The 25,133-nt window shown below is 59.8% G+C and carries 16 protein-coding genes and 2 tRNA genes; 3 read left to right on the forward strand and 15 right to left on the reverse strand.

Annotation, left to right across the window (positions count from 1 at the left end; genetic code table 11):
* Positions 1-333: 333 nt before the first annotated feature.
* Positions 334-714 (forward strand): hypothetical protein, encoded by a 381-nt coding sequence (locus PH605_RS14930; protein ID WP_142845330.1) that lies wholly within the window; start codon positions 334-336, stop codon positions 712-714.
* 403 nt (positions 715-1,117) lie between these two features.
* Positions 1,118-1,414, forward strand: a complete 297-nt coding sequence (locus tag PH605_RS14935; protein WP_142845331.1) for a hypothetical protein — start codon at positions 1,118-1,120, stop codon at positions 1,412-1,414.
* A 149-nt stretch (positions 1,415-1,563) separates the two neighbouring features.
* Here PH605_RS14935 and pbpC read toward each other — a convergent pair whose 3' ends face one another.
* From pbpC to PH605_RS14965, 6 genes are all read right to left on the reverse strand, one after another.
* Positions 1,564-3,642, reverse strand: coding sequence for a penicillin-binding protein 1C (gene pbpC / locus PH605_RS14940; protein ID WP_161987907.1), 2,079 nt, complete (start codon positions 3,640-3,642; stop codon positions 1,564-1,566).
* The gene (locus PH605_RS14945) at positions 3,639-9,095 is read right to left on the reverse strand and encodes an alpha-2-macroglobulin family protein (RefSeq protein ID WP_142845332.1); all 5,457 of its coding nucleotides are present in this window, start codon (positions 9,093-9,095) and stop codon (positions 3,639-3,641) included. Before PH605_RS14945 ends, pbpC begins: the two co-directional genes overlap by 4 nt.
* A gap of 118 nt (positions 9,096-9,213) precedes the next feature.
* Entirely contained in the window at positions 9,214-9,402 is a 189-nt protein-coding gene (locus PH605_RS14950) for a Trm112 family protein (protein ID WP_003523265.1), read from the reverse strand.
* 10 nt (positions 9,403-9,412) lie between these two features.
* On the reverse strand, positions 9,413-10,084 hold the full coding sequence (locus PH605_RS14955) for an LON peptidase substrate-binding domain-containing protein (RefSeq protein ID WP_161987908.1): 672 nt from the start codon (positions 10,082-10,084) through the stop codon (positions 9,413-9,415).
* Positions 10,085-10,153: 69 nt separating this feature from the next.
* Positions 10,154-11,122, reverse strand: a complete 969-nt coding sequence (gene trxA / locus PH605_RS14960) for a thioredoxin (protein ID WP_003523262.1) — start codon at positions 11,120-11,122, stop codon at positions 10,154-10,156.
* A gap of 54 nt (positions 11,123-11,176) precedes the next feature.
* Positions 11,177-11,686, reverse strand: coding sequence for a prolyl-tRNA synthetase associated domain-containing protein (locus tag PH605_RS14965; protein ID WP_142845333.1), 510 nt, complete (start codon positions 11,684-11,686; stop codon positions 11,177-11,179).
* A 253-nt stretch (positions 11,687-11,939) separates the two neighbouring features.
* Here PH605_RS14965 and PH605_RS14970 point away from each other — a divergent pair.
* Positions 11,940-12,014: transfer RNA gene (locus PH605_RS14970), tRNA-Gly, on the forward strand.
* An 807-nt stretch (positions 12,015-12,821) separates the two neighbouring features.
* On the opposite strand, the gene PH605_RS14975 is transcribed toward PH605_RS14970, so the two are convergent.
* From PH605_RS14975 to ftsH, 9 genes are all read right to left on the reverse strand, one after another.
* Positions 12,822-12,898, reverse strand: a tRNA-Met gene (locus tag PH605_RS14975).
* A gap of 135 nt (positions 12,899-13,033) precedes the next feature.
* Positions 13,034-14,230 carry a tRNA 2-thiouridine(34) synthase MnmA gene (mnmA, locus tag PH605_RS14980; RefSeq protein WP_035264186.1) on the reverse strand — a complete coding sequence of 399 codons (1,197 nt, stop codon included), beginning with the start codon at positions 14,228-14,230 and terminating at the stop codon, positions 13,034-13,036.
* 206 nt (positions 14,231-14,436) lie between these two features.
* Positions 14,437-15,627 (reverse strand): OpgC family protein, encoded by a 1,191-nt coding sequence (locus PH605_RS14985; RefSeq protein WP_142845334.1) that lies wholly within the window; start codon positions 15,625-15,627, stop codon positions 14,437-14,439.
* Positions 15,628-16,102: 475 nt separating this feature from the next.
* A complete protein-coding gene (locus PH605_RS14990) occupies positions 16,103-17,191 on the reverse strand; it encodes a Tim44 domain-containing protein (RefSeq protein ID WP_142845335.1) in 1,089 nt (362 codons plus the stop codon).
* A gap of 223 nt (positions 17,192-17,414) precedes the next feature.
* Entirely contained in the window at positions 17,415-19,010 is a 1,596-nt protein-coding gene (gene serA / locus PH605_RS14995) for a phosphoglycerate dehydrogenase (RefSeq protein ID WP_003523252.1), read from the reverse strand.
* Positions 19,011-19,093: 83 nt separating this feature from the next.
* A complete protein-coding gene (locus tag PH605_RS15000) occupies positions 19,094-20,272 on the reverse strand; it encodes a phosphoserine transaminase (protein WP_065656473.1) in 1,179 nt (392 codons plus the stop codon).
* A 213-nt stretch (positions 20,273-20,485) separates the two neighbouring features.
* Complete coding sequence (locus tag PH605_RS15005; protein WP_142845336.1) at positions 20,486-21,331, reverse strand: outer membrane protein; 846 nt, start codon at positions 21,329-21,331, stop codon at positions 20,486-20,488.
* 186 nt (positions 21,332-21,517) lie between these two features.
* Complete coding sequence (gene glmM, locus PH605_RS15010) at positions 21,518-22,870, reverse strand: phosphoglucosamine mutase (protein WP_142845337.1); 1,353 nt, start codon at positions 22,868-22,870, stop codon at positions 21,518-21,520.
* Positions 22,871-23,058: 188 nt separating this feature from the next.
* Positions 23,059-25,005: an ATP-dependent zinc metalloprotease FtsH gene (gene ftsH / locus PH605_RS15015; protein ID WP_065656475.1), complete on the reverse strand. Its 1,947-nt coding sequence runs from the start codon at positions 25,003-25,005 to the stop codon at positions 23,059-23,061.
* Positions 25,006-25,133 lie beyond the last annotated feature (128 nt).

Genomic DNA, 25,133 nt, shown 5'->3' on the forward strand with positions numbered 1-25,133 from the left:
GCAATAAGGTACCGATCTCGCTGATGAAATCAGGAGGCTCAACCAGCCCGCCTCCCTGAATGAAGCCGGAAAACTCTAGCCTCAGATGGTCCAGAAACCTGGGGCGGTTCAGAAGCCGGAAAACTCTAGCCTCAGATGGTCCAGAAACCTGGGGCGGTTCAAAGATGGGCCGGACTCTAATCCAATCTGGAGGAAATTCTCAGTGGCAGGTCATGCCAAACCGAGACCATCCTCAAATTGGGCTTGGAAGGTTCTCTGAAAAGCCTTCATTTCAAAGGTGGTCGAACTACTCTCTTCAACCTCCTTGTGGATTGGGAGGAAGTCAGAGCCTACTTGAACCGCTCTATTCCTGACGTGGCATCGTTGAATGGCAACGTTCAAAACGATAGTCATAGACACCTCAATGTCCGAGACACAGAACGCCGGATCGGGACGGCAAGAGGCACGATCAGCGAACTGCTGCACCTCGGTTATCTAAAGACGGAAACCCGGATCAATCCTGCTACTCGGCGTGAGCAACAATACATCCTCGCTCATTCCGTGGATGCCTTCATCGCCGAAAATATTTGTCTCGCTCTTTTGTCGGACCGTGCCGGTGTCTTTCCCGGCATCCTTCGTCAAAAACTCGAGGCCGAGGGAGTGCGACCCATTTATGAACCGACCGGTAGAAACTCGAGATTCTATCGGAGATCGGACGTGGCGCACTGGCAATAAAACGAAGATCATCTTTCGATGAACACATACAATCTTAGTTTGGAAGGCCCGCTTCGGCGGGCTTTTTTATGGCCTGCAGTTCCAGCACTTTAGTTTCTGGACACACCTATCGGAGCAATTCGCCCTGACCTTTGGGATACCTTCTAAAATTCCTCAATGAAATCAGGGGAAATTACCGTCACAGCGACAAATCAACGGAGCGCAATCATTGAGCGCGGCCCAGCGCGGCTGATAGCCGTTTGGCAGGTCTCTACTTCGACCGGAGTCTTAGTGACATCCTTCACGAACACGAGAAATTAAAAGCTTCAAAAGGGAACGTTGAAAGCGGGCAATTGCTTCCTATTTCCTATCTGTGATGATGAAGCGCCTGTCAAAATTAGTTGCGCTAGAGGAAGGAGATTTGATGATCGACGAATATGGTCCATATGTGCAGATGTCCACGCTTGGAGAACAGATGGCTGCCTGCTATCAGACGGATGCAAATCTCGTATTGGAACCGCATCTGGCGCATTACATGGACGAGGTGGAGATCAATATCGCCGCCGATAGTTTTAATCACGTTGGCTTTCTGAACAACATCACAAGCCGGCTACAGGTGACACTGACGGCAACGACCAATCCCAGGCGCCGGGAATTTCTACAAGCCGTTGTGGCTTCGCTTCAGCAGCGGATCCACCGCCATTCACTCGATGTGGCGTAATAGAACTTAGGCACATCATCTTCGTCGTCACTCTTGTACAATTGCTTGCTACATATCTTTGTCAAGACGGCGAAAAAGAACTGACGAGACGCTCGAGGCGCTGTCTGACACAAGCCCGGGGCAACCCCTTGTGGAGTTGGACATCCCTGCTATTCGACGAAAACCCGCACGCTCGAGGCGCGGCCGTCGGCGTCGATAACCGTCAGTGTGGAAAATCCCTGGCCTTCCGGCCGCCATTCGCTGTTGCGGCGATGGGATGCGTTCGGCAAGGGCAAACCATTGGCGAGCCAGCGGAAGGGTGCGCGCCCGCCCTGCAACTTCAGTACCAGCGGCGAGATGCCCGACTGGCCGGAAAGCTCCACGCGCGCGCCTTCCGGCGGGTAAACGATGCGCGGGGCGCTTTCACGTCTTGAAGCAGAAAGCAGGCCGCTGGCCGTCGTGGTGAAACGCCGCTGGTTGGCAGGGAGTTCATTGACCGCGACCCGCGCGACACCGGAAGGTGCGGCCGGCATCGGCGTGATCGCCACGCCGGATTTTTCGAAAGCCTCGAACAGGATCGGGGCGGCCGTCGCATAACCGGCAATGCCCGGCACCGCGCCATTATCGGCCCGGCCGACCCAGACGCCGACCACATGCCGCCCGTCATACCCCACCGACCAGGCATCGCGATAGCCATAGCTGGTGCCGGTCTTGTAGGCGATGCCGCGCTGTTTCATGCCGAGCGGCGGCAGCACGCCGGACAGGATGTCGGAGATGTTCCAGATCGCGGCATCGGAGAATAACCGGTCCCCCTCCAGCCGTTCCGGGTCCGAGCGGACGCCGTCTCCAAGCCGCACGGGATCGCCGCCGCCGGCAAGCCCCGCATAAAGCTGCACCAGATCGACCAGCGAAACACCCGCGCCGCCAAGGGCGATGGCAAGCCCGGGCGCTTCATTGGCGGGAAGCACGAGTTTGACGCCCACCCGCCGGAACCGCACCATCAGCGCCGAGGGGCTAACGGCATCCAGCAGCTTGACGGCAGGCACGTTGAGCGACAGTTGCAGCGCTTGCCGGATGCTGACATCGCCCTGATAATGCATGTCGAAATTGCGCGGCCTGTAACCGGAAAAGTCGGCCGGGCGATCCTCGATGATGGTTTCCTGCCCGACAAGACCGTCTTCGAAGGCAAGGCCGTAGATGAATGGCTTGAGGGTGGAGCCCGGCGAGCGAACGGCCCGGCTCATCTCCACGAAACCGCGTCTTGCCGTATCGAGATAATCCGCCGAGCCCACTTCCGCCAGAATATCGCCGCTCTGCGCATCGGCCATGACGATGGCGACGGAGACCCTGTCGCCAAGCTTTTCCGCCGCGTGGCGGGCGACACCCTCCAGCTCCCGCTGGATCGGCAGCGTCAGCGTGGAGCGCACCTCGGCAGTATTCGGGAATTTCACCCGTGCGGCGACGGCCATATGCGGCGCATAAGCCGGCAGGTCTCGCCGGTTGGCGGGCACATTCGCAAGAGCCGACCGTTCCGCTTCCCCCTCACCCACCACGCGCTCCACGGCAAGCCGTTGCAGCACACGCTCCCGCGCCTGCTTCGCCGCCTCCGGAAAACGATCCGGACGGCGCTTTTCCGGCAATTGCGGCAACGCGACAAGCAGGGCCGCCTCCGCCGTATCGAGCCGGCCCGGTTCCTTGCCGAACCAGGCGAGGCTTGCGGCGCGAATGCCTTCGAGATTGCCGCCATAGGGCGCGATATTCAGATAGAGATCGAGGATTTCCGCCTTGCTGAGCCTTCTCTCGATCTGGAGCGCGCGCGCGGCCTGCAGGAATTTCGCCGAAAACGACCGGTCGGCGCGCGGCTCGATCAGCCGCGCCACCTGCATGGAAAGCGTCGATGCGCCGGAAACGATCCGGCCGTTGCTGGCCAATTGCCAGGCGGAGCGCAAAAGCGCCCAGGTATCGACGCCGTGATGCTCATAGAAACGCTGGTCTTCATAGGCCACCAGCATGCGCAGGAACTGTGGGTCGACTTCGGCGGCCGAGGTTTTCAGCCGCCAGCGGCCATCGGCTGTCGCAAAAGCGCGCAACAGCTTGCCGTCACGGTCCAGAACCTCGAAGGATCGTTGCTGCGCAGCGTCCAGCGGCGGCGGATAGGCCTTGTCCAGCGCATCGAGACCGAAGGCCGCGCCGCCCATAAGCAACGCGGCCGTCATCATGCCGACAATGATCGCCTTCTTCCGCCTCATGGGTTTGCCGAGCGCACCTCCATGCGGCCGGTTGCCGTGCGGGCGGCAAATTGTGGCCGGTACATATCCTCAACCGAAGCTGCCGGATGATCGTAGGTGCCGGGGGTAACGGCGCGGACCACATAGGCAAGGGCAATTTCCGAACTGTCGCCGGCCGAGCGGTCGAAGGCCGCCACGAAACGGTCGTAGCGGAATTCCGTATGCGCCGCTTCCGTTTCCGGCAGCCAGTCGAAATTCGAAAGCTCAGCCGAATTGACAAGGCTCGGATTGTCGATTTCGAAACCGGAGGGCAGCAGGTCGGTCACCAGAATGCGCGACTGCCAGTTATTCTGCGGCACCACATTCAGCACCACGACATAACGTTCGTTCTGGACCACCTCGCTCGGATTCACCTCCTCGCCATCCATGGAATAATAGGTGCGGGTGATGGTGAAGCCTTCACCGCCGGCGGCAAGCGGCTGCGCCGGCGGCGCCACCGTGGTGACGACGGCCGTGACCGGATCGGCCGAGGCATTGGCGATCTTCAAGGGTGCGGCCAGCAATTCATCGCCGCTCATCCGCTTGCCGAAGCCGCCGGTCTGCAGATCGCCGTTCACATCGAGACGGATATCCTTGTCCTCGCCTTTCACGGCGCGGGCGGCCAGCAGCATCCATGCCTGTTCCTGGGTGCTGGTATAGGGCTTCTTTTCCCATTCCTTCGCCACCGCACCGGCAAGCTGCGGCACGACGGCCGGAACCGGACGGCTTTCGGCCGCAAGCGCAAGCGTTGCAGCACCATCACGCAGGGCCGAGCCATAATCGGCGCGGGCGAAGCTGACATTGGTTGCACGGCTTGCCATATCGAGCGAAGCGCCGAACACACTCTTCGAACGGGTCTGGTCGCCATAAAGCGAAAGGGCAGCGGCAACCTGCGCCTTGGCAAGCGGTGTGGCGAAATCGGCAAGCGCCGTATCGGCGTAATAACGCAGATCGTTGATCGCCGCCTTGCGGTTGCGCGCCAGCACATAAAGCGAATAGGCGATCTCGTTGCCGCGATCCTTGACATTGCTGTCATAGGAAAGACCGTTTTGCAGGTTGTTCAGCGCCTGCACCATGGCGGCTTCGGGCACATCGTAATTCTGCTCACGCGCCCTTGTCAGGAAGTCGCTGATATAGGCGTCGAGCCACAGATCGCCGTAACCCGGCGACCAGAGGCCGAAGCTGCCCGAACTCGACTGGAAGGACAGCACGCGGTAGATCGCCTCCTGCACGCGCTTGCGGGTATCGGGGTCTTCTGCAAGGCCGCTATCCTTTGTCAGTTCCGAAACGTAAAGCAGCGGCAAAGCGCGGCTCGTCGTTTGTTCGGCGCAGCCGTAAGGATATTTGTCCAGCATCATCACCAGCGCCGGAATATCGAAGGCGGGCGAGCGCGTGACATTGACCGCGACGGAAGAGCCGAGCAGCATGCTGTCGGCCAGAAGATCGCCATTGATCGTCAGGCTGCTATTGGGCGCGATCTTGATTTCGCGCCGCGTTGTGACGGGCAGAACGGCCGGACGCACCGGAACGTTCAGAACCTGCTCCAGTGAAAGACCGGCGGCATTGGAAACCTTGATGGTGATCGCGCCATTGCCGGGCTGTTCGCCCGTAAGCGGGACCGTCAGCGAAGACTTGCCGCCTTTCTGAAGCGCGAGAGTTTGCGACATCTCACCCTGATCGACCGTCAAGGCCGTATTGCTGGTCACATCCAGCCGGTAATCGCCGGGCTCGCCATCGGTATTGGCGATATCGAGCCGCAATTGCGAGACATCGCCGGGAGCGAGGAATTTCGGCGCGCTGGCCGTGACCACGACAGGATCGCGAATGATGGCGTCGGAGACGGCATGTCCCACGCCTGTCTTCGTCCAGGCCACCGCCATGATACGGGCCGTGCCGTTGAACTGCGGAATATCGAAGCTCACCGTCGCCTTGCCGTCTGCGTCGAGTTCGACCGGACCGGCAAAGAAGGCCACGAGCTTTTCCGTGGGTGGGCTGCCCTGAAGGGCTGCCTGCCCGCCGTCACCACCAGTGCGCAACCGGCCGGTGGCGCCGAGCGAACCGTCGATCAGGCGGCCATAGAGGTCGCGGATTTCCAGCCCCAGCCGACGCTGGCCGAAATACCATTCATCCGGCTTTGGCGGCTCATAGCGGGTAAGGTTCAATATGCCGACATCGACTGCCGCAACGATGACATAGGCCTTTTCGCCCACGCCGGCACCGGCGACGGTGATCGGAATTTCAAGCGGCTGGCGCGGCAGCGTTTTCTGCGGCGCGCCAAGCGTGACGGCAAGTTTGCGCTCGGCCGGATCGACGGCGAGCCATTTGATGCCGATGGCGCGCATCGGCATACGGCTTTCCTGCGCGTCGCCGGGACGAAATAGCGTGGCTGTCACATAAGCGCCCGCACCCCATTCCTCGGTGACGGGAATGTCGATCTCGCCGCCATCCTCGCCGATCTCGGCATTCTGCACGGCAATCAGCTTTTCCGAACCGGAAGTCACCATCAACTCGCCGGCAAAACGCGAGGAAACCTTGAGTTTGGCCGTATCGCCGATCTTGTAGCTCTGCTTGTCGAGAGCGATTTCCAGCGCATCCGGCGTTTCCGTCGAGCTTGCCTCGACATAAAAACCGGCATCGAACTCAACGCTGGAGACAGGCGCGCCATTGCCGGCGCCCTCCACTTCCAGCCGATAGCGACCCCAGGTGACAGGCACGGAAATCTCGCCGCCATTGGCATCGACGGACAAGCTGCCGGCTTCCTGCTGCTTGGTATATTCCACCGGCTCGTAACGCCAGGAATTGCCCTGACGATACCATTGATAGTTCCGCTCGACCTTGATGAGCTTCCAGTTGAGGCCGCTCATCGCCTGTTTGGCACCGTCAGCATTGACGCCGATGATGTGGAAACGGCCAACGGAATTCTGGGCGAGATCGCCGGAAAATTGCGGTTTGATACCGATGACCGGCGCTTCAGCCTTGATGGGTAGCGTCAGGGAGCGCTCCACGGCGCGGCCGCCGGCCTCGCGCATGCGCACGGTGATGTTGGCGGAAAGAAGCTGCGTTGTGGAGGGAAGGTCGGTCAGATCGATATTGAAGCTCGCCTTGCCCTCTTCGTCCAGCGCCGGCAGATCGGCAAGCGTGGTGCGGTTTTCCTCTTCGCTTTCCTCATCGGCCAGACCGAAGAAATAACCTTCGAAATCGGCGCTGGTGCGCGTCGGTTTGATGGCGACCTCGCCCTCCAGCGTCAGGCCGGCTGCGGGCGCGCCATAGAGGTAACGGCCATCGACATCGATTGCCGTTTCCGCGCCAGGGTCGATCTGTTTTGCCTTGCTCGAGAGGTCGAACTCTGTGCGGTCAGGCACGAAATCATCGACGAGGAAGCTCTTTTCGCTGATGGCAGCCGTCTTCGGATCGGTATGGATGCGCAGCGTCCAGGTGCCGCGCATGGCATTTGCCTGCAACGGCAGATCGACCGCATGGCCGCCGAGCGCCTTGCCGTCGCTGACGAAACGCCGGTCCTCGACACCATCCGGGCGCGAGAAGATGAAAGTGAGCGGCAGATCCTCGATTGCCTTGCCGTCGACATCGCGGGCAAGGGCTGCGGCATGCACGGTCTCGCCGGCGCGGTAGATGCCGCGTTCCGTCCAGCTGAACACGTCGATGGCGCCGGGGGCTGCACGGCCCGTCACGCCGCGATCCGAAAGATCGAAGCCGGCGCGGGTCATGTCGAGGAACACATAGTCGTTGTCGCCGTTGCGCGCCGTCAGAATCGCAGGCGCCTGCGCCGCCGTGCCGCGCATTAGGCCGGCTGAGAACACCGCGCGGCCGTCCGCATCGGTCTTCGCAGTGCCCAGCACCTCGTTATTCTTGGCGAGCAGCTGCAAATCCACATCTGCCAGCGGCTTGGCGCTGCCAAGTGCACGGACAAAGACATTCAGCCCATCGGTTCCGGCATAGGTGGTTATGCCGGTATCGGATACGAGGAACCATTGCGTGGCGCGCGAATCCCAGGTTTCCGGCGCGGTGCCCGGCGGTACGGCGGTCAGCACATAGATGCCGGGCTTGCGCTCGGGCAGGGCCTCATCCACCGGGAAGCTCGTCACCACATCCTTGTTGAGATCGGGCTGGATATCGATTGAGCCCTGCCAGACAAGCTCGCCAATTTCGTTTTCGATACGGTCGGCGTTGTAGCCGTCCATCTGCGTCAGAAACTGCGAGTTTGAAAGAAGCGAGGTGATGTTGCGGTCGCCGACGCGATAAAGCTTCAGGTCGGCTTTGTCGGCATTGACAGAGACGATTGGAATGCCGCGGCGCGCCGTGCCCGGCAGCACGAAATTCTCGCCGGTGAAGCGCACGCTGGCGGCACGGTCACGCACGTATATATCGAGATCGACCTGCTTTTCCAGAGGCTCTTCCACCGAAGACGGCAGGCCGGCGCGAAACGCGATCTTGTAACGCTGGCCATGGGTCAGGCCTTCCACGCAAATCTCGCTGCCCTTCGCCTCGATGGCCTTGGGCGCTGCCCCATCCAGCGTGATGAAGGAGGAGTAATCGACGCCGTTCTTCACCAGCGGCTCGGAAAACTGCACGCAGGCGCGCGGGCTGATGCTATCGGTATCCACGGTATTGTTGATGACGCGGAAACCCTGCCGCGTGCGCAGATCGGCATAGGCCGCCTTGGTCTGCGCATTGTCGGTAAGCGCAAGGCTTTCCTTATAGGCATTGAGTGCCGCGCGATAATTCTGGGTTCGCTCAAAAGCCTTCGCCAGCCGGTTCAGGGCCTCAGTACGAGCGCTGACCGTGCGGCTGAGCTGATAGGCATTGATGGCAGCGGAAGCGGCTTGTCCCGCTATCGAATAATTATCGGTGACCTGCGCGGCCTTTTCCGACAGTTCCGCCCAGAGCGCCCCATCGTCAGGTGTGATCGCAAGGGCCTGTTTATAGGTCGTGACCGCATCGGGAATATTGCCGGCGGCTGCCTGCTGGCGCGCCGTTTCCACGAGGGCTTCCAGGCCCTGTTCGCCCTCACCCTCATTTGCCGCAAGGCCGGATTTCAGCCGGCGCGCTTCCTGCTGCAGGCTGTCGATCACGAAGGACAGGCGCTGCGGCGCGCCGATATCGGCTTCCGCGGCCACTTCCACGATCTTGCCGGCAACCGCGCCGGGGAAGGCGTTCAGCTGATTGAAATCCGATTTGAGGAAGCACCATTTCACCTTGGGATTGTAGGTAAAGGCCTTGCAGGCGGTATCGCCGACGCAAATCTCGCCGCATTGCTCCAGCGAGACATTTTGCTCCGTCCTGAGATCGAAGCCGAAATAATCGCCATTTTGAGTCGTAACGACCTTGCGGGAGGGTTCCGCCGCCATGGCTGGCTGAAAAAACAGGGCGGTTGAGACCGCAACCAGCGAAATCCGGACGAGCGCGCGCAACGACATCAGTTTTCTCCCCGCAACAGACATGTCGGGCGGGACTCTGGTCAAATCCACGCATGGTTGTCAACGCATCTTCGTCAATTCGCGACACGCAATGTGTGAAGGCGGGCAAGCGGGAAGGTTAGTCTTCTATTTTTCTCGCTTCCGAAATCAGCATGATCGGCACGCCGTCGCGGATCGGATAAGCAAGCCTCGCGCTCTCGGAGATGAGTTCATTGCGGGCGCGGTCATAGGCAAGACGCCCTTTCGTCAAAGGGCAGACCAGAAGCTCCAGCAGCTTGGGATCGACATTGCTCATCCTGTCGTCCATGGCGGCGGTCCTATTGCAGCACGTTGCCGCCCTCGCCCGATCCCTGGGCAAGAACGATCTCGGTAATGGCGATCAATGTTTCGGCCCGCGTCTTCAGGTCCGGCGCTTCCAGCAGCGCCTGTTTTTCAGCCGGTCCAAAGGGAGACATCATGGAAAGCGAATTGACGAGAACGCGATTGCCCGCCCTTTCCACGCTTTCCCAATCCGCCTCCAGCTGGTTGGCATCCAGAAACGAGCGGAATACCCGGAGCAGGTTTTCGCGGTCCACCGCATCCTCGTCATACTCGCCGGAAAGATCGGCGATGAAGGGCGCATGCCGGAAGCTGCGATAGGGTTTGCCCGCCTCCACCTCTTCCAGCAGGCGGAAACGGCACACGCCGGTGAGCGAAATGATATAACGGCCATCGCCGGTTTCGGAAAAGGACGTGATGCGGCCGAGGCAGCCGACCGCGCTAAGCGGACCGCCCTCAAGCCCCGCCTCGATGACATGCAGCGCGGGCTGCACCATGCCGATGATGCGATGGCCGGCCAAAGCCCGGTCGATCATGGCGAGATATCGAGGCTCGAAAATATTGAGCGGAAGATGGCCTTCCGGTAGAAGCAGCGCGCCCGGCAATGGAAAGACCGGCACGGTTTCCGGCAGATCGTCGTTCTTCACATATCTCGCATTTCCGACATGCATGGGAATCAAGCCCCCTGTTCACTGCTGCCCGGCCGGCGGATCAACCGCCACGGCCGGGATATGCCCGCATTACGAAAACAGTATCGCCGAAAGCTTCCTGCGGCCGGCAACGGTTGCCGGATCCTTGAAGCCCCAGGCCTCGAAAAACTCCAGAAGCTGGCGGCGCGCGCCGTCATCGTCGAAGGTCCGGTCCTTGCGCATGATGTAGAGCAGATGGTCCGCAGCCTCATCGCGCCGGCCTTGAGCATTCAGCACCTTGGCAAGCTTCACCCGCGCCTCGTGACGATCGGGATCGAGCGCAAGCTCGCGCTCCAGCGCCACGGGGTCGCCGATTTTACGGGCTTCCTCATATTGCGCGATCTTTTTCGAAACGAGCTGAATACCCGCATCCTCATTGAGTTCCGCGGGCAGCGAAGAGAGCAGTTCGCTTGCCCGCTCATATTGACCGGCGGCGATCATGCATTCCGCGATACCGGCAATCGCTGCCGGATTTTCCGGATCGGCCTGCATGACGGCGCCGAAAAGCTGCGCCGCGCCGTTGAAATCGCCATCCGCCAGAAGCTGCTTCGCTTCCGTCAGAACAGCCTCGATCTCGGCCTTGGGATCGCCCGCGTCAGGCCCGGCGATCTTCTCAATGAACTGCTTGATCTGGCTTTCCGGCACGGCACCCATGAAGCCATCCACCGGCCGGCCGTCGGCAAAGGCGACGATTGCCGGAATGGACTGGATGCCGAGCTGGCCGGGGATCGACGGGTGGTCGTCAATATTCAGCTTCACGAGCTTCACGCGGCCATTCGCCTCGTTGATGACCTTCTCGAGCACCGGCGTCAGCTGCTTGCACGGACCACACCAGGGCGCCCAGAAATCCACCAGAACCGGCTGGCGGCGCGATTCCTCAAGAACGTCCCTGGAGAAACCCGCCGTCGTGGTGTCCTTGATGTGGCCGGAGGCCGCACCGTTCAGCTCGCCATTATGATGGGCGCTTGCGGTCATCTGCCCGCTATAGGAACCGCCGTAAGGATTATTTTCGCCGCTCATGCCGGTCTCCCGTAAACCTCTGTCATATGTCTTATTTGAAGCAAAGATCGTATCTCACTCGGTGACTTTCAAGACAAGCGGCGCATGTCCGGTTGCCTCGAGAAAGCGAATGAGATCCGTGGACGCGATCGTTGTCGTCTGGTCGTTGGAAAGCGGATGGCCATTGACCAGCTCGTTTTCCAGAAGCCCGCTGTCGAGCACGAAGGTGACCTGCCTGTCGGTGTCGTTGATGGCTCCGAACACCGTCACCGAGCCCGGCGCGACGCCCAGATATTCAAGCATCTTTTCCGGTTTGCCAAAGGACACGCGGCTTGCCGCACCGATGGTCTTGTGAACGCTTTTCAGATCGACGACCGCATTTTCCTCAACGGTCAGAACGAAATACTGATCCTTCTTGTCCTTTACAAAGAGGTTCTTTGTATGGCCGCCGGGAATGAGGTCGCGCAGCGACTGGGATTCGGCGACGGTAAACACCGGTTCATGCTGCTTCGTGGTGTGGGAAATGCCGAGTCCGTCGAGAAACTCGAACAGCTCCGATGCCGTCTTTCGGGAATTTTCCGCCATATCCTGCCACCTGCCTCTGCCGATTCCACTATCCTTGTTTCCTGATTAAGCGGGCAACCGACGCTTGGCAACGCAGGAAAAAACAGCGGGATGAAAAATTCTCAATCATTTCCGCCGCTTGTCGCATTTCTCAAAGAAATTTTCGCGTTTTTGTCATTTCCCTGTTGCATTCCAAAATCGATTGAGCGATATAGCGCCCGTCGCCGCTTGGCGGCCCACGGTTCAGCGAACTACCCCGGACCGGTGGATTTGAGCGGGTGTAGCTCAGGGGTAGAGCACAACCTTGCCAAGGTTGGGGTCGAGGGTTCAAATCCCTTCGCCCGCTCCAAACTTCCCTAAAGATAGAATCATCATCAAAGTATCGTCGTTCGCGCGTGTCGCATCGTTCCGTGTCGTGCGGCTTGAAACTCGGCCTGCGCAGCCCTTGTCGGCAAGGTGCGACGGAAATTATTCCGCAAGTGGAACTTATGACGAAGATGTCCGTTTCAGACCCGAGGCTCCTAACCTCAGTTCCCCTCTGATTGCCCGCGATGAGCGGGCATTTTTTTGCCGATGTCCCTGGAACAGCTTATGTGCGCAGCACGTTCTCCTGCGTTGTTCAACGCGGGGAAGAGCCATGTCCGCACATCCTGGAAGAATTCTCTTGATTGCCGCAGTCGCGACCTTGTCGATACCCGGCATATCGCCTGCCGCCGATATGACGGTTTATCGTGAGGAACGGGTTTCACCGCACAAAGCACATTATCGACCGCAGCGGATCGAAAATACCTATTCCAATTGCGCGGAAATGCGCTGCACCGAAAATATCGTGTCCTATCGCTCCCCTTACGAACGGCACACGGAACAGGTCACGCTCTGCCATCCGCCACTAAACTGGCGAACAGGGCCATCAACCGCAACAATATGGTCGCCTTGATCTTGCCATAATTCATTCAATGTGCTTTTGTGCAGCCGCCCTTGTGGGAGGGGGTAAAGGTTGAGGCCCGCTGGCTGCGTTTTGGCAGTAAGCGGGTTTCCCTTTTTTTGGGCATAACTTACCGGCAGGCACCATCGGATCCATTGTTTCTCCGGCTCGGAAAATCAATGAAACATGGGCGCATAATCGTTCGGTTTGGATTTTTCGCATGAAGGAAAGTGGTAGCGGGAGAGGGACTTGAACCCCCGACACGCGGATTATGATTCCGCTGCTCTAACCACCTGAGCTACCCCGCCACAGGGGAAACGTGACAGTCATGTGACCGGCCGTTCCATCAGGATGAGCGGCTTATAAGGTGCCGCTCCCCAAGGTGTCAAGCGCAAGATGCGCAAAAAATTCGCTTTCCGCATCGCTGCAAAAAGCGAATGGTTTCAGGCGGCAACCGGCTTTTCCAGAAGCGCCTTCAGCGACGCCTCGGCTTCCGCCGAGCGTTCCGACCGTTCGATGAAACCGCCGCCGTAAACGCGGGCATCGGCCCCCGGTGCGGAATAAAGCACGCAGGCCTGACCGGGAGCGACACCGGCCTCTCCGGTCATCAGGTCCACATAGATACCGTTTTCGTCCGCATGCAGCATCGCTTCCGTCGGCGGGCGGGTGGAGCGCACCTTGGCGAAACAGGCAAAGCCCTGCCCGGCATCGCTCGCCAACTCGCCGTCGCCCAGCCAGTTCATGTCACGCAGATAGACCCGGCGGGTTTCCAGCGCTTCGCGCGGGCCAACGATGACCCGGCGGCCGCGTGCATCGAGATGCACGACATAAAGCGGCTCCCCGGTCGCGACACCAATGCCTCGGCGCTGGCCGATCGTGTAATGCACGATACCATCGTGGCGGCCGAGCACGCGCCCGTCGAGATGGACGATATCGCCCGCCAAAGCCGCATTCGGCTTCAGCTTGTTGATGATATCGGTATATTTGCCCTGCGGCACGAAACAGATGTCCTGGCTGTCAGCCTTCTTGGCGACGACCAGCCCCATATCTTCCGCCAGAGCGCGCGTCTCGGCCTTGGAGAGGCCGCCGAGTGGAAAGCGCAGATAATCGATCTGTTCCTGCGTGGTTGCAAACAGGAACCAGCTCTGGTCACGGTCGCTGTCGATCGGCCGATAAAGCGCACGCCGCCCCGGCTGGCCGGAAACGGGATTGGGACGCGAACGAATATAATGGCCGGTCGCCAGCGCATCGGCGCCCAGTTCCTGCGCCGTGGCGAGCAGATCGGCGAATTTTACCGTCTGGTTGCAGGCCACGCAGGGGATCGGCGTTTCACCCATCGCATAGGCTTCGGCAAAGGGGTTGATGACGGTTTCGCGGAACCGCGCTTCGTAATCCAGCACATAATGGGGAATGCCGAGCGTTTCGCAGACCCGGCGCGCATCGTCTATATCCTGCCCCGCGCAACAGGAGCCCGCGCGGTGCACGGCAGCACCGTGGTCATAGAGCTGGAGGGTAATGCCGAGGACATCATAGCCCTCGCGCTTGAGGATACCGGCCACCACCGAAGAATCGACGCCACCGGACATGGCGACAACGATCCGGGTATCTTCCGGCCTCTTGTCAAAATCGAGCGTATTCACGTTTTTTCCCATCGTCAGTCATAACGGGGGTAAAGGCCCCGCCGCCTGTCGGTCATCCGCCGCGAGAAACCTGGCCATCAATGGGGCCGTCCTGTCTCGTCATCCTGCGGATTTAAGGGCTGCATATAGAAAGGAATGGCCGCGCACGCAAGTACGGGGCGGAAAACCGCCCCGCAAAGCCGTCAGATTCGGGCTGGGACCGGCCCTCAGGCGCCGGCCGTCTTCTGGCCGCTGCTGCCGAACCACTTGTCGCGCTCCCGCCACAGGGCTGGCAGGGCCAGCAGTCCGATAGCCGTGAAGGCGATCAGGGTCTTGTTGAGCTGAGACAGTTCCGCCGTGCGGCCGTCCAGATAATAGACGCCATAGACGATGGCCACGTGCCAGACATAGACCTGAAGCGAATGGCGGCCGAGCAATTGCAGGAACTTCAGCGACAGCACCCAGATGACGCCCTCGGCGATGGAGCGCACGAGCGGACGATGATGCTTCGGACCTGCGATCACCAGCCAGGTCAGGCCGACGCCGACGGCGAGGAAGTTGATGAGATAGACCGGACCGAAATCGGCGCGGATTTCCATGGTGGAGAATTTGCCCATCATGAATTCCGGCATCAGGCCCCAGGCTGTAGCGATGCGCAGCGGCATGAAGAACAGGCAGATGACGAGCGCCGCTTTCGGCAGCCACGTATGCTCAGGCGAGAAGATCGCCTTCCACGGAATGCGGTTCTGCGCCGTCATCGCGCCCATCACCAGCGCTGAATAGAATACGAGCTGCCAGCCGAGCAGGTTGAAGCTGACGCGAATGCCCTGCTCGTCCGCACCCTTCACGAGTTCGTTGAGGGGGGTCGTCACGATCTGCTGCAGGCCGAGCTGACCGGCCATCCAGACCAGCAGGGAGCCGGCCATGACATAGGCCCACTTGCCGTCAAGGCAGAGCTTCACCAGCACAGGCGCAAAGATCATGTAGACGATATATTGCGGCAGAATATCCATGAAGGTCGGCTGGAACAGGAATGTCGCAATCGCCGCCAGTCGCAGCGGGTCGTCGAACGACGTCATGCCGAGCCAGTTGTACCAGATATAGGGTGCATGCGGGATGACCATGCGGAAGAACAGCACGGCGATGACGAGACCCATCGCGTAACGATAAAGCTCAAGCGCCCGGTTCCAGATCATCTGTTTACCGGCATCATAGCCGTATTTCATCATCTTGCGCGCATAGACCATGCCGATCAGCAGGCCGGACAGGAACACGAAGCCTTGGGCGTCCTCGACAAAGGCAAACTGCCGGTGATTGATTTCCACCATCCAGAAACCGCCGGCAAACACCAGATGGTTGATCAGCATGAAGACGAGGAAGTAACCACGCATCCCGTCGATCAGGTCAAAGCGTTTCATCTCGATAGCTCTCCGTTCTCGCAGGGCGTGCATTGCCCAGCCACCCAGCCCGGCTTGGGAAGGGCCGGGGATTGGATTGTCAACGCTGTTTTGCGCCTGAGGTTCCCTTTCCAAAGCGGTTTAGAACCGGCACGAAAAGTCACATTGACGTGTATGCATTCTGGTTAGGATGCAGGAACTGAATGCCGGATGAATAAAAAAAGGCAATTCCGTGGAGCGGATGAGCCACGCGCGGGCAACATGCCCGCGACAGGCAGCGCTCAAAGCGTTGCATAGCAGGGCGAAGCGGAATTCACCGCCGATGAGCGGTGGAGATATCACCCATTAGATTTATCAGTCGTTTTTTTGACCGCATCTTTCCGCCCCTTTTGCGGAGCGAGCCTCGGCGTGACCATGCTTTCTGGAAGCGAGACGAACAAAGGCCCGGCGGTCGCCAAACCGCCGGGCCTCTATCTGTTAAACACATTCCGATTCGTCAGGCAGCGGCCTGAATAGCGGCCACCTGCCAGTTGTCGTTTCCGGGGCGACGAACGAAGGTCCACATCTCCACCGCTTCAGAAGGCTGGTGCTCGTCACCTTCGATTACCTTGCCGGAGGTGCGGTCGCGCATCACGTCGATAGCGGAGTAGCGCATCGCCACCGTTGCATAGTCTTGGCCCTCTTCGTGCCATGCTTCGGCGACATCGCCCTGTAGCAGCGTCACATCGCGAACGTCGTTTTTCACGCCGCTCGTGGCGTTGTCGCTCAGTTCTTCTGCGAGGTAAGACATGGCTTCCGGCGTCGTCAGCTTGCGCAATGTGCCGTAATCCTCGGCGGCATAGGCGGCCTGCACGTCTTCCAGCATTTTCTGGAAAGTTTTGAGATCGCCTTGGGTGATGCCAATTTCATCGCCTTCCGACATGGCATTGGCATGGGGCGCGGAGGCATGAGGCGCAGGCTTTGCCGTTGCGGCAGTGGCGGCCACACCGCCCGCAGCGCCGGCCAGCGCGCCGATCTTCGGAATCTTGAACGAGGAAGCGGCAGAACCCGCCTGCGAACCGCCATTATAGGAGGAACCGGAATGATCCGTGCGCTGCGACCCAACGGCCGAGCCATAAGCGGGCTGGCCCTGACGGCGCGAGGCGAAGAAACGCATGGCGAGCATGACCAGAAGACCGATCAGCGCCACCTGCAACAGCATGCCGAAGAAACCGGCCATGCCGCCAAAACCGCCACCCAGCAGCATGCCGAACAGACCGCCCATCAACAGGCCGCCCATCAAACCACCCATCATGCCGCCGAACAGGCCGCGATTCTGTTGCGGCGCCTGCGCGCCCGGACGGGCCGGCTGAGCAGCACTCGGCGCTGCCTGATTGGTATTGGGGGTCATGCTGCGGTTGATCGGCGCGGTCTGGCCGGGGGCCGTGCTGGTCGAAGGCGGAGCGGAATAGGTCCGCGTGCCGCGGCTGCCGAAACCGCCGCTGGCGCGACGCGCTTCCGCCATATCAACCGCCACGAAAGACACCGCGATACCGAGCGCGGCGACTGCGAACAAACCCTTGAAGCGCCGAAAGGCAGCAAACATCGTTATCTCCTGTTGGCCGCCCTCCCATGAGCGGCATGTCAGCAGGCGATATAGCAACTCATGATCATCATTTTTAGACCAGTTGGCTTAAATTTTTTGTGATATGCAACCAATGCGATAGTAGCCCGTATTTTGCGACGAAACAGACACGGGAAATACGAAAAACCCGGCACAGGGTTTCCCCTGCGCCGGGTCTTATTGTCCCCTTGGGAGGAACGATAGATCAGTCGACGTTAAACGTCAGCGGCTTGACCTGGCGGATCGCCGGGTTGGCGCGCAGCTTGTCCAGCACGGCTTCGGAAACCGGGCCGTCGACATAAAGCAGCGCGATGGCGTCGCCGCCTTCCTTTTCACGGCCGAGCTGGAAGTTGGCGATGTTGACGCCAGCCTCGCCGAGCGTGGTGCCCATGAAGCCGATCATGCCGGGAACGTCGGTGTTGGTGATGTAGATCATATGCGACCCAACATCGGCATCCATGTTGATGTTCTTGATCTGGATGAAGCGCGGCTTGCCATCCGAGAACACCGTGCCGGCAACCGAGCGGATCTGATTTTCCGTCTTGACCGTCAGCTTGATGTAGCCGTCGTAAACGCCGGTCTTGTCGCGCTTGACCTCGGAGAGGATGATGCCCTTTTCCTTGATCATGACCGGGGCCGAAACCATGTTCACATCCGCAACCTGGCTGCGGATCAGGCCGGCCAGCAATGCACTGGTCAATGCCTTCGTGTTCATGCTGGCAGTTGCGCCGTCATAAAGGATTTCGATTTCCTTGGTGGCGCTTTCCTGCACCTGACCGACGAAGGAGCCGAGAACATCCGCCAGACGGATGAACGGCTTCAGGCGCGGCGCTTCCTCAGCCGTGATCGACGGCATATTGATGGCGTTGGAAACCGCACCCTTGACGAGGTAATCCGACATCTGCTCGGCAACCTGAAGGGCGACGTTTTCCTGCGCTTCCGTGGTCGAAGCACCGAGATGCGGTGTGCAGACGACGTTCGGCAGGCCGAAAAGCGGGCTCTCCGTGGCGGGTTCGACTTCGAACACGTCAAAACCGGCGCCGGCGACATGGCCGGACTTGATGGCATCGGCAAGGGCCGCTTCATCCACCAGACCGCCACGGGCGCAGTTGACGATACGCACGCCCTTCTTGGTCTTGGCGAGGTTTTCGGCATTGAGGATGCCGCGTGTCTTGTCGGTCATCGGCACGTGCAGGGTGATGAAATCGGCCTGGGCCAGCAGTTCGTCCAGCTCAACCTTGGTGACGCCCATTTCCTGCGCGCGTTCCGGGGACAGGAAGGGGTCATAGGCGAGAACATGCATCTTGAGACCGAGTGCACGCGAGCAGACGATGGAGCCGATATTGCCGGCGCCGATGACGCCGAGCGTCTTGCCGGTAATTTCGACACCCATGAATTTCGACTTTTCCCACTTGCCGGCCTGCGTGGAGCTGTCGGCTGCCGGAAGCTGGCGGGCAACTGCGAACATCAGCGCAATCGCGTGTTCTGCCGTTGTGATGGAGTTGCCGAAAGGCGTGTTCATGACGATGATACCGCGGCGCGAGGCGGCCGGAATATCGACATTGTCGACGCCGATGCCGGCGCGGCCGATGACCTTGAGGTTGGTCGCAGCCTCGATCAGCTTTTCGGTTGCCTTGGTGGCGGAGCGGATGGCGAGACCATCGTAGTTGCCGATGATTTCGGCAAGCTTGTCCTTGTCCTTGCCGAGCTTCGGCTGGAAATCGACTTCGACGCCACGATCGCGGAAGATCTGGACGGCGGTTTCCGACAGTTCGTCGGATACGAGTACGCGAGGTGCCATGGTTCACGGGCTCCTTGAAAAGCGGTGCAGTTTTGAAAGCGGGGAATGTGCGGCCCTGCATCAGCGCAGGGCCGGTACAAAAATCAGGCGGCAGCCTTGGAAAGGGCTGCCTTCTGCGTCTGGTAGGCCCAGGCGAGCCAGGGCATGACGGCTTCCATATCCGCCGTCTCGATGGTGGCGCCGGCCCATATGCGCAGGCCGGACGGGGCGTCACGGTAAGCGCCGATATCGAGGGCGACATTTTCCTTTTCGAGCAGGGCGACAACGCCCTTGGCGAAATCGGCCTGTGCGGCGGCATCCAGCGCCTGTACCTCGGGATCAACGATCTTCAGGCAGACGGAGGTGTTGGAGCGGGTTTCCGGCTTGACGGCCAGGTTGGCGATCCAGTCGTTCTTCTCGATGAAGTCGTAAATGACCTTGGCATTGGCATCGGCACGGCCGATCAGCGCCTTGAGGCCGCCGAGATTCTTCGCCCACAGCAGCGCGTCGATGTAATCTTCAACGCAGAGCATGGACGGCGTATTGATGGTTTCGCCGGTGAAGATGCCTTCGATTAGCTTGCCGCCGGAAACCATGCGGAAGATTTTCGGCAGAGGCCATGCCGGCGCGTAGCTCAAGAGACGCTCGACAGCGCGGGGCGAAAGAATGATGACGCCATGGCCGCCCTCACCGCCCAGAACCTTCTGCCAGGAGAAGGTGACGACGTCGAGTTTCGTAAAATCCATGTCCTGTGCGAAGGCCGCCGAAGTGGCGTCGCAGATGGTCAGACCCTTGCGGTCAGCCGGGATGAAATCGGCATTGGGAACGCGAACGCCGGAGGTGGTGCCGTTCCAGGTGAAAACCACATCGCGGTCGAAATCGACTTCGGCAAGGTTCGGCAGCAGGCCATAATCGGCCTCGAATTTGCGGACGTCCTTCAGCTTCAGCTGCTTGACGACGTCGGTGACCCAGCCCGCACCGAAGCTTTCCCAGGCGAGCATATCGACGCCGCGTTCACCGAGCAGCGACCAGAGCGCCATTTCAACGGCGCCGGTGTCGGATGCGGGAACGATACCGATACGATAATCGGCAGGAACGTTCAAAACTTCACGGGTGAGATCGATGGCCTGCTTCAGCTTGGCTTTGCCAACCTTGGCGCGATGCGAGCGACCGAGCGGCGCATCAGAGAGAGCATCTAGCGACCAACCGGGACGCTTCGAGCAGGGACCAGAGGAAAAATGCGTATTGCCCGGACGGACGTCCGGCTTCACGATATCTGTCATTTAACTACCCTTTCAGATAGGCGCCTCTCGTTAGGGAGAGGTGTCCTGACGCCGTTGCTATTCCTCTGGCCGATCCCAGTCAAGCGGAATATGTCGCTACGCAGAAGAATTTTGGTCCATATGCGTCATGCCCCCGTGTCAGATGCCGGTAAAACAAAACCGCCCGCACCCGGAGGATGCGGACGGTCTGAAACTACCAGCTGGGCGTGACGTTTATTTATAAACGGCAGGCTGCAGAGGAATATCGGCGGGCGGCATGTATTGTGCGGTATCGCAGCCGTTGAAGACATAACGGCCACCGACGCGCACTTCATGCGAATAAAGGCCCTTGTCACGGCCCGGACCGCCGCCATTCTCATAAGCGAACATATCGCCCTTGTTGATGTGGCGGAAACGATAGCCGATATCGGCCTTCAGATTACACGTGACGTCGATGGATGCGCCGGCCATCAGAGCATAGGCGAAGCGCCATTTGCCCTTGCCACCATGTTCGGTCGTGGGGTCACAGCCTAGGCCATTGACGCTGCAGGATGTGTTGCGCAGCTTGTCCCACTTGACGTAGGAGCCGCCGATACCACCACCGACATAAGGCGTCACCCGCCCGTAAGTGCCGAGATCGACGTAGGCATTCGCCATCAGAGTATAGGCGCGAACCGAGCTAAGGTCCTCCGAGACGCAGCGGCCGGGAACGGAACCGCAGAAACCGCTCGTGGAGCCGCGGAAATCCGACTTACCCATATAGTCGAAGGTCACGTCACTGCGGAAATAGTTGTTGAACTGATAACCGACACCGGCACCGATGACATAGCTGTCCTTGATCGTCGCGGTATCGAAATCCGCGAGGTAGCCGCCGGGGCCGCCCTGATAATAATGGGCGCCGCGCAGCTTGTTGAAGGAATAACCGACATCGCCGCGCAGATACCAGCCGCTCGCCTGGGTAACAGTAACCTCGGGTGCATCGACGTAGGCCGGTCTAGGCTCAGCTTGATAAAGATCGGCAGCGATAGCGCTTGTACCGGTCAGCAGGACGGCCAGAAATCCGGCCAGGGCGTTTTTCATGACTTCCACTCCAGAAGAGGCACGTGCGGTTTCGGCAGCAGATGCCAGTGAACTGTTCAGTCATGGAGATTGACGTAAAATGGTTAAGTCCCGATTAACCACGATCATTCACTATATTTATTAGGAAATACTCAAAGAAAAAGCCGGCTGCAGAGCCGGCTTTTTGGGCGTTACTGTCTCGAAGGCTCACGCCGCCGAGCGGGCATTGGCGATGACGCCGACGAGATCATTGACGATCTGCTCCACCTTCGCGCTGTCGTCGCCTTCCGCCATGACGCGGATCAGCGGCTCCGTGCCCGAGGGGCGGATGACGAGGCGACCATTATTGGCCAATGCGCTTTCCGCATCCGCAATCGCCTGCTGCACGACAGGGTTTTCCAGCGGCTTGCCGCCGGAAATACGGACATTCTTCAAAAGCTGCGGCACCGGCTCGAACTTGCGGCAGACTTCGCTGACCGTGAGCCCGGAGCGCTTGACCTTAGCGAGAACCTGCAAGGCCGCAACAAGACCATCGCCCGTCGTACCATAGTCCGACAGCACGATATGGCCGGACTGCTCACCGCCGACGTTGAAATTGTGGTTACGCATGTGTTCGACGACATAACGGTCGCCCACCTTGGTACGGGCAAGGGTAAGGCCCTTGTCGCCCAGGAAGCGTTCCAGCCCGAGATTCGACATGACAGTCGCCACGATACCGCCGCCGCGCAGCGTGTTGTCGGCAGCCCAGCTATCGGCGATGACGGCCATCAGCTGGTCGCCATCGACGATCTCGCCGCGTTCATCGACGATGATGACGCGGTCCGCATCGCCGTCGAGCGCGATGCCGATATCGGCCCGTACTTCATGCACCTTCTTCTGCAGCGCTTCCGGGTGGGTGGAGCCGCATTCCAGATTGATATTGATGCCGTTCGGCTCATTGCCGATGGTGACGACTTCTGCGCCGAGTTCCCAGAGCGCAGCGGGCGCCACCTTGTAGGCCGCGCCATTGGCACAGTCGATAGCGATCCGCAGTCCGCTCAGCGTCACGTCGCGCGGCAGGGTGCGTTTGACGAATTCGATATAACGATAGATGTCGCCGTCCACGCGCTTGGCGCGGCCGATCTCGCTCGGCTTGGCAAGCTGCGCATAGATATCCTTGTCAAGAAGGTCTTCGATCTCCAGTTCCAGCTCATCGGAAAGCTTGTAACCATCCGGTCCGAAAAGCTTGATGCCGTTATCGGAGAAGGGATTGTGCGAGGCCGAGATCATCACGCCGATATCGGCGCGCAGCGAGCGGGTTAGCATGGCGACGGCCGGCGTCGGGATGGGGCCAAGGAGGAATACATCAAGGCCGGCTGCGGTGAAGCCGGCAACCAGAGCGTTTTCCAGCATATAACCGGAAAGACGCGTATCCTTGCCGATGACGACGCGATGGCGATGATGGCCACGGCGGAAAATCGTCCCGACGGCAATGCCCACCCGCATCGCCAGATCAGGCATCATGGGGAAGACGTTCGATTGTCCGCGGATACCATCGGTTCCGAAATAACGGCGTGCCATTTGAACTCCAAATCTTTTCCAGCATTCCGGCAAAAGCTGAAACAGCCGGAAGCGTTTTGGCTAGATGCCACAAACCACGATAAACAGCACGTAAATTAGCGCAAAAATGGCTTATATCTTGTTACCAAAATGAAAAGGCCACCCGGAAACCCGGATGGCCTTTTACAATTTTTAGCTTGCGCGAACGATCAATGCGGCTGCGGCTCCATGCCGCCCTCGGCCTCGCCGTCGCCCTTGGCTTCGGTCGGGCCGTCCTTCTTGGTGCCTGCCTTCGGCACGGCCGAACCACGGCTGCCCGGAGAATCGTCACCCAGGTCGCGGGCGGGCTTTTCGCCCTTCAGCAGGGCCTTGATCTCGTCGCCCGTCAGGGTTTCGTATTCAAGCAGACCCTCGGCAATCGCAACGAAACCATCGTGGTTTTCCGTCAGGATGCGGCGAGCCTCGCCATAAGCCTCGTCGATCAGGCGGCGAACTTCCGTATCGATAGTCTGGGCCGTCGCTTCGGAGACGTTCTTCGACTGCGAAACGGAATGGCCGAGGAAGACTTCCTGCTGGTTTTCACCATAGGACACCTGGCCAAGAGCATCGGAGAAGCCCCATTGGGTTACCATGGCGCGGGCAAGCTTGGTGGCCTGCTCGATATCCGAAGACGCGCCGGAGGTGATGTTTTCCTTGCCGAAGGTCAGCTCTTCGGCAACGCGGCCACCCATCATGATGACGAGGCGCGATACCATCCACTTGTAGCTCATGGAGTAACGGTCGCCTTCCGGCAGCTGCATGACCATGCCGAGCGCGCGGCCACGCGGGATGATCGTCGCCTTATGCAACGGATCGGCCACGGCAACCTTCAGTGCGGTGATGGCATGTCCGGCTTCGTGATAGGCGGTCAGCTTCTTTTCGGCCTCGGTCATGGCGGAAGAGCGGCGCTCCGCACCCATCATGATCTTGTCCTTGGCGTCTTCGAATTCCTGCATGGTGACCACGCGCTTGTTGCGGCGGGCAGCCATGAGGGCGGCTTCGTTGACGAGGTTCATCAGGTCCGCACCCGAAAAACCGGGGGTACCACGGGCCAGAACCTTAAGGTCGACATTCGGCGCCAGAGGCACGTTGCGGATATGCACCTTGAGGATGCGCTCGCGGCCGACAATATCCGGGTTCGGCACGACGACCTGACGATCGAAACGACCGGGACGCAGAAGTGCGGGGTCAAGAACATCAGGACGGTTGGTGGCGGCGATGAGGATAATGCCTTCATTTGCCTCGAAACCGTCCATCTCGACCAGCAGCTGGTTCAGCGTCTGCTCGCGTTCGTCGTTACCGCCGCCAAGACCGGCGCCACGATGGCGACCGACGGCGTCGATTTCATCGATGAAGATGATGCAGGGCGCGTTCTTCTTGGCCTGCTCGAACATGTCACGCACACGGCTTGCGCCGACGCCGACGAACATTTCCACGAAATCCGAACCGGAAATGGTGAAGAACGGCACGTTGGCTTCGCCGGCGACGGAACGCGCGAGAAGCGTCTTACCGGTACCCGGAGGGCCGACCAGCAGCACGCCGCGCGGGATTTTACCGCCGAGGCGCTGGAACTTCTGGGGATCACGCAGGAATTCCACGATTTCCTCGAGGTCCTGCTTGGCTTCGTCCACGCCTGCAACGTCATCGAACGTCACGCGGCCATGGGCTTCCGTCAGCAACTTGGCCTTGGATTTGCCAAAGCCCATCGCACCACGCGAGCCGCCCTGCATCTGCCGCATGAAGAACAGCCAGACGCCGAGAATGAGGAACATCGGCAGAAGCGTGCCGAGATAGCTCAGGAAACCTGAGGAACCGTCGCTTTCGGGACGCGCCACGATGGTCACGTTCTTGCTCTGCAAGCGCTCCATCAGGCTGTCATCGATGACGGGGGAATAGGTCTGAAAGGCCGTGCCGTTTTCGGTATAGGTTCCGAGAACCCGGTTACCGGTGACGGTCACGTCGCGAACTCGCCCGGAATCCACATCGCGAAGAAACTGGGAATACGGAATTTCCCGCGAACCCGTTTGCGTCGGCGATGTCTGGAACATGCTGAACAATGCGATCAGCAAGAGGGCAATCACGGCCCACAAGGCGAAATTTCTGAAATTTGGGTTCATCGAACTCCCCGAACTCACACGGACAAATTTGCTGCCCGCTATAATGTGCCCCTAACATAAGGACGACATCTCCCGTTGCCAAGGCGAACGGCGTTATCTGATGCGTTTTGGTGTAAAAACTATTCCAA

The sequence above is a fragment of the Agrobacterium sp. CFBP 3001 genome, assembly GCF_027871605.1.
Lineage (GTDB): Bacteria > Pseudomonadota > Alphaproteobacteria > Rhizobiales > Rhizobiaceae > Agrobacterium > Agrobacterium leguminum.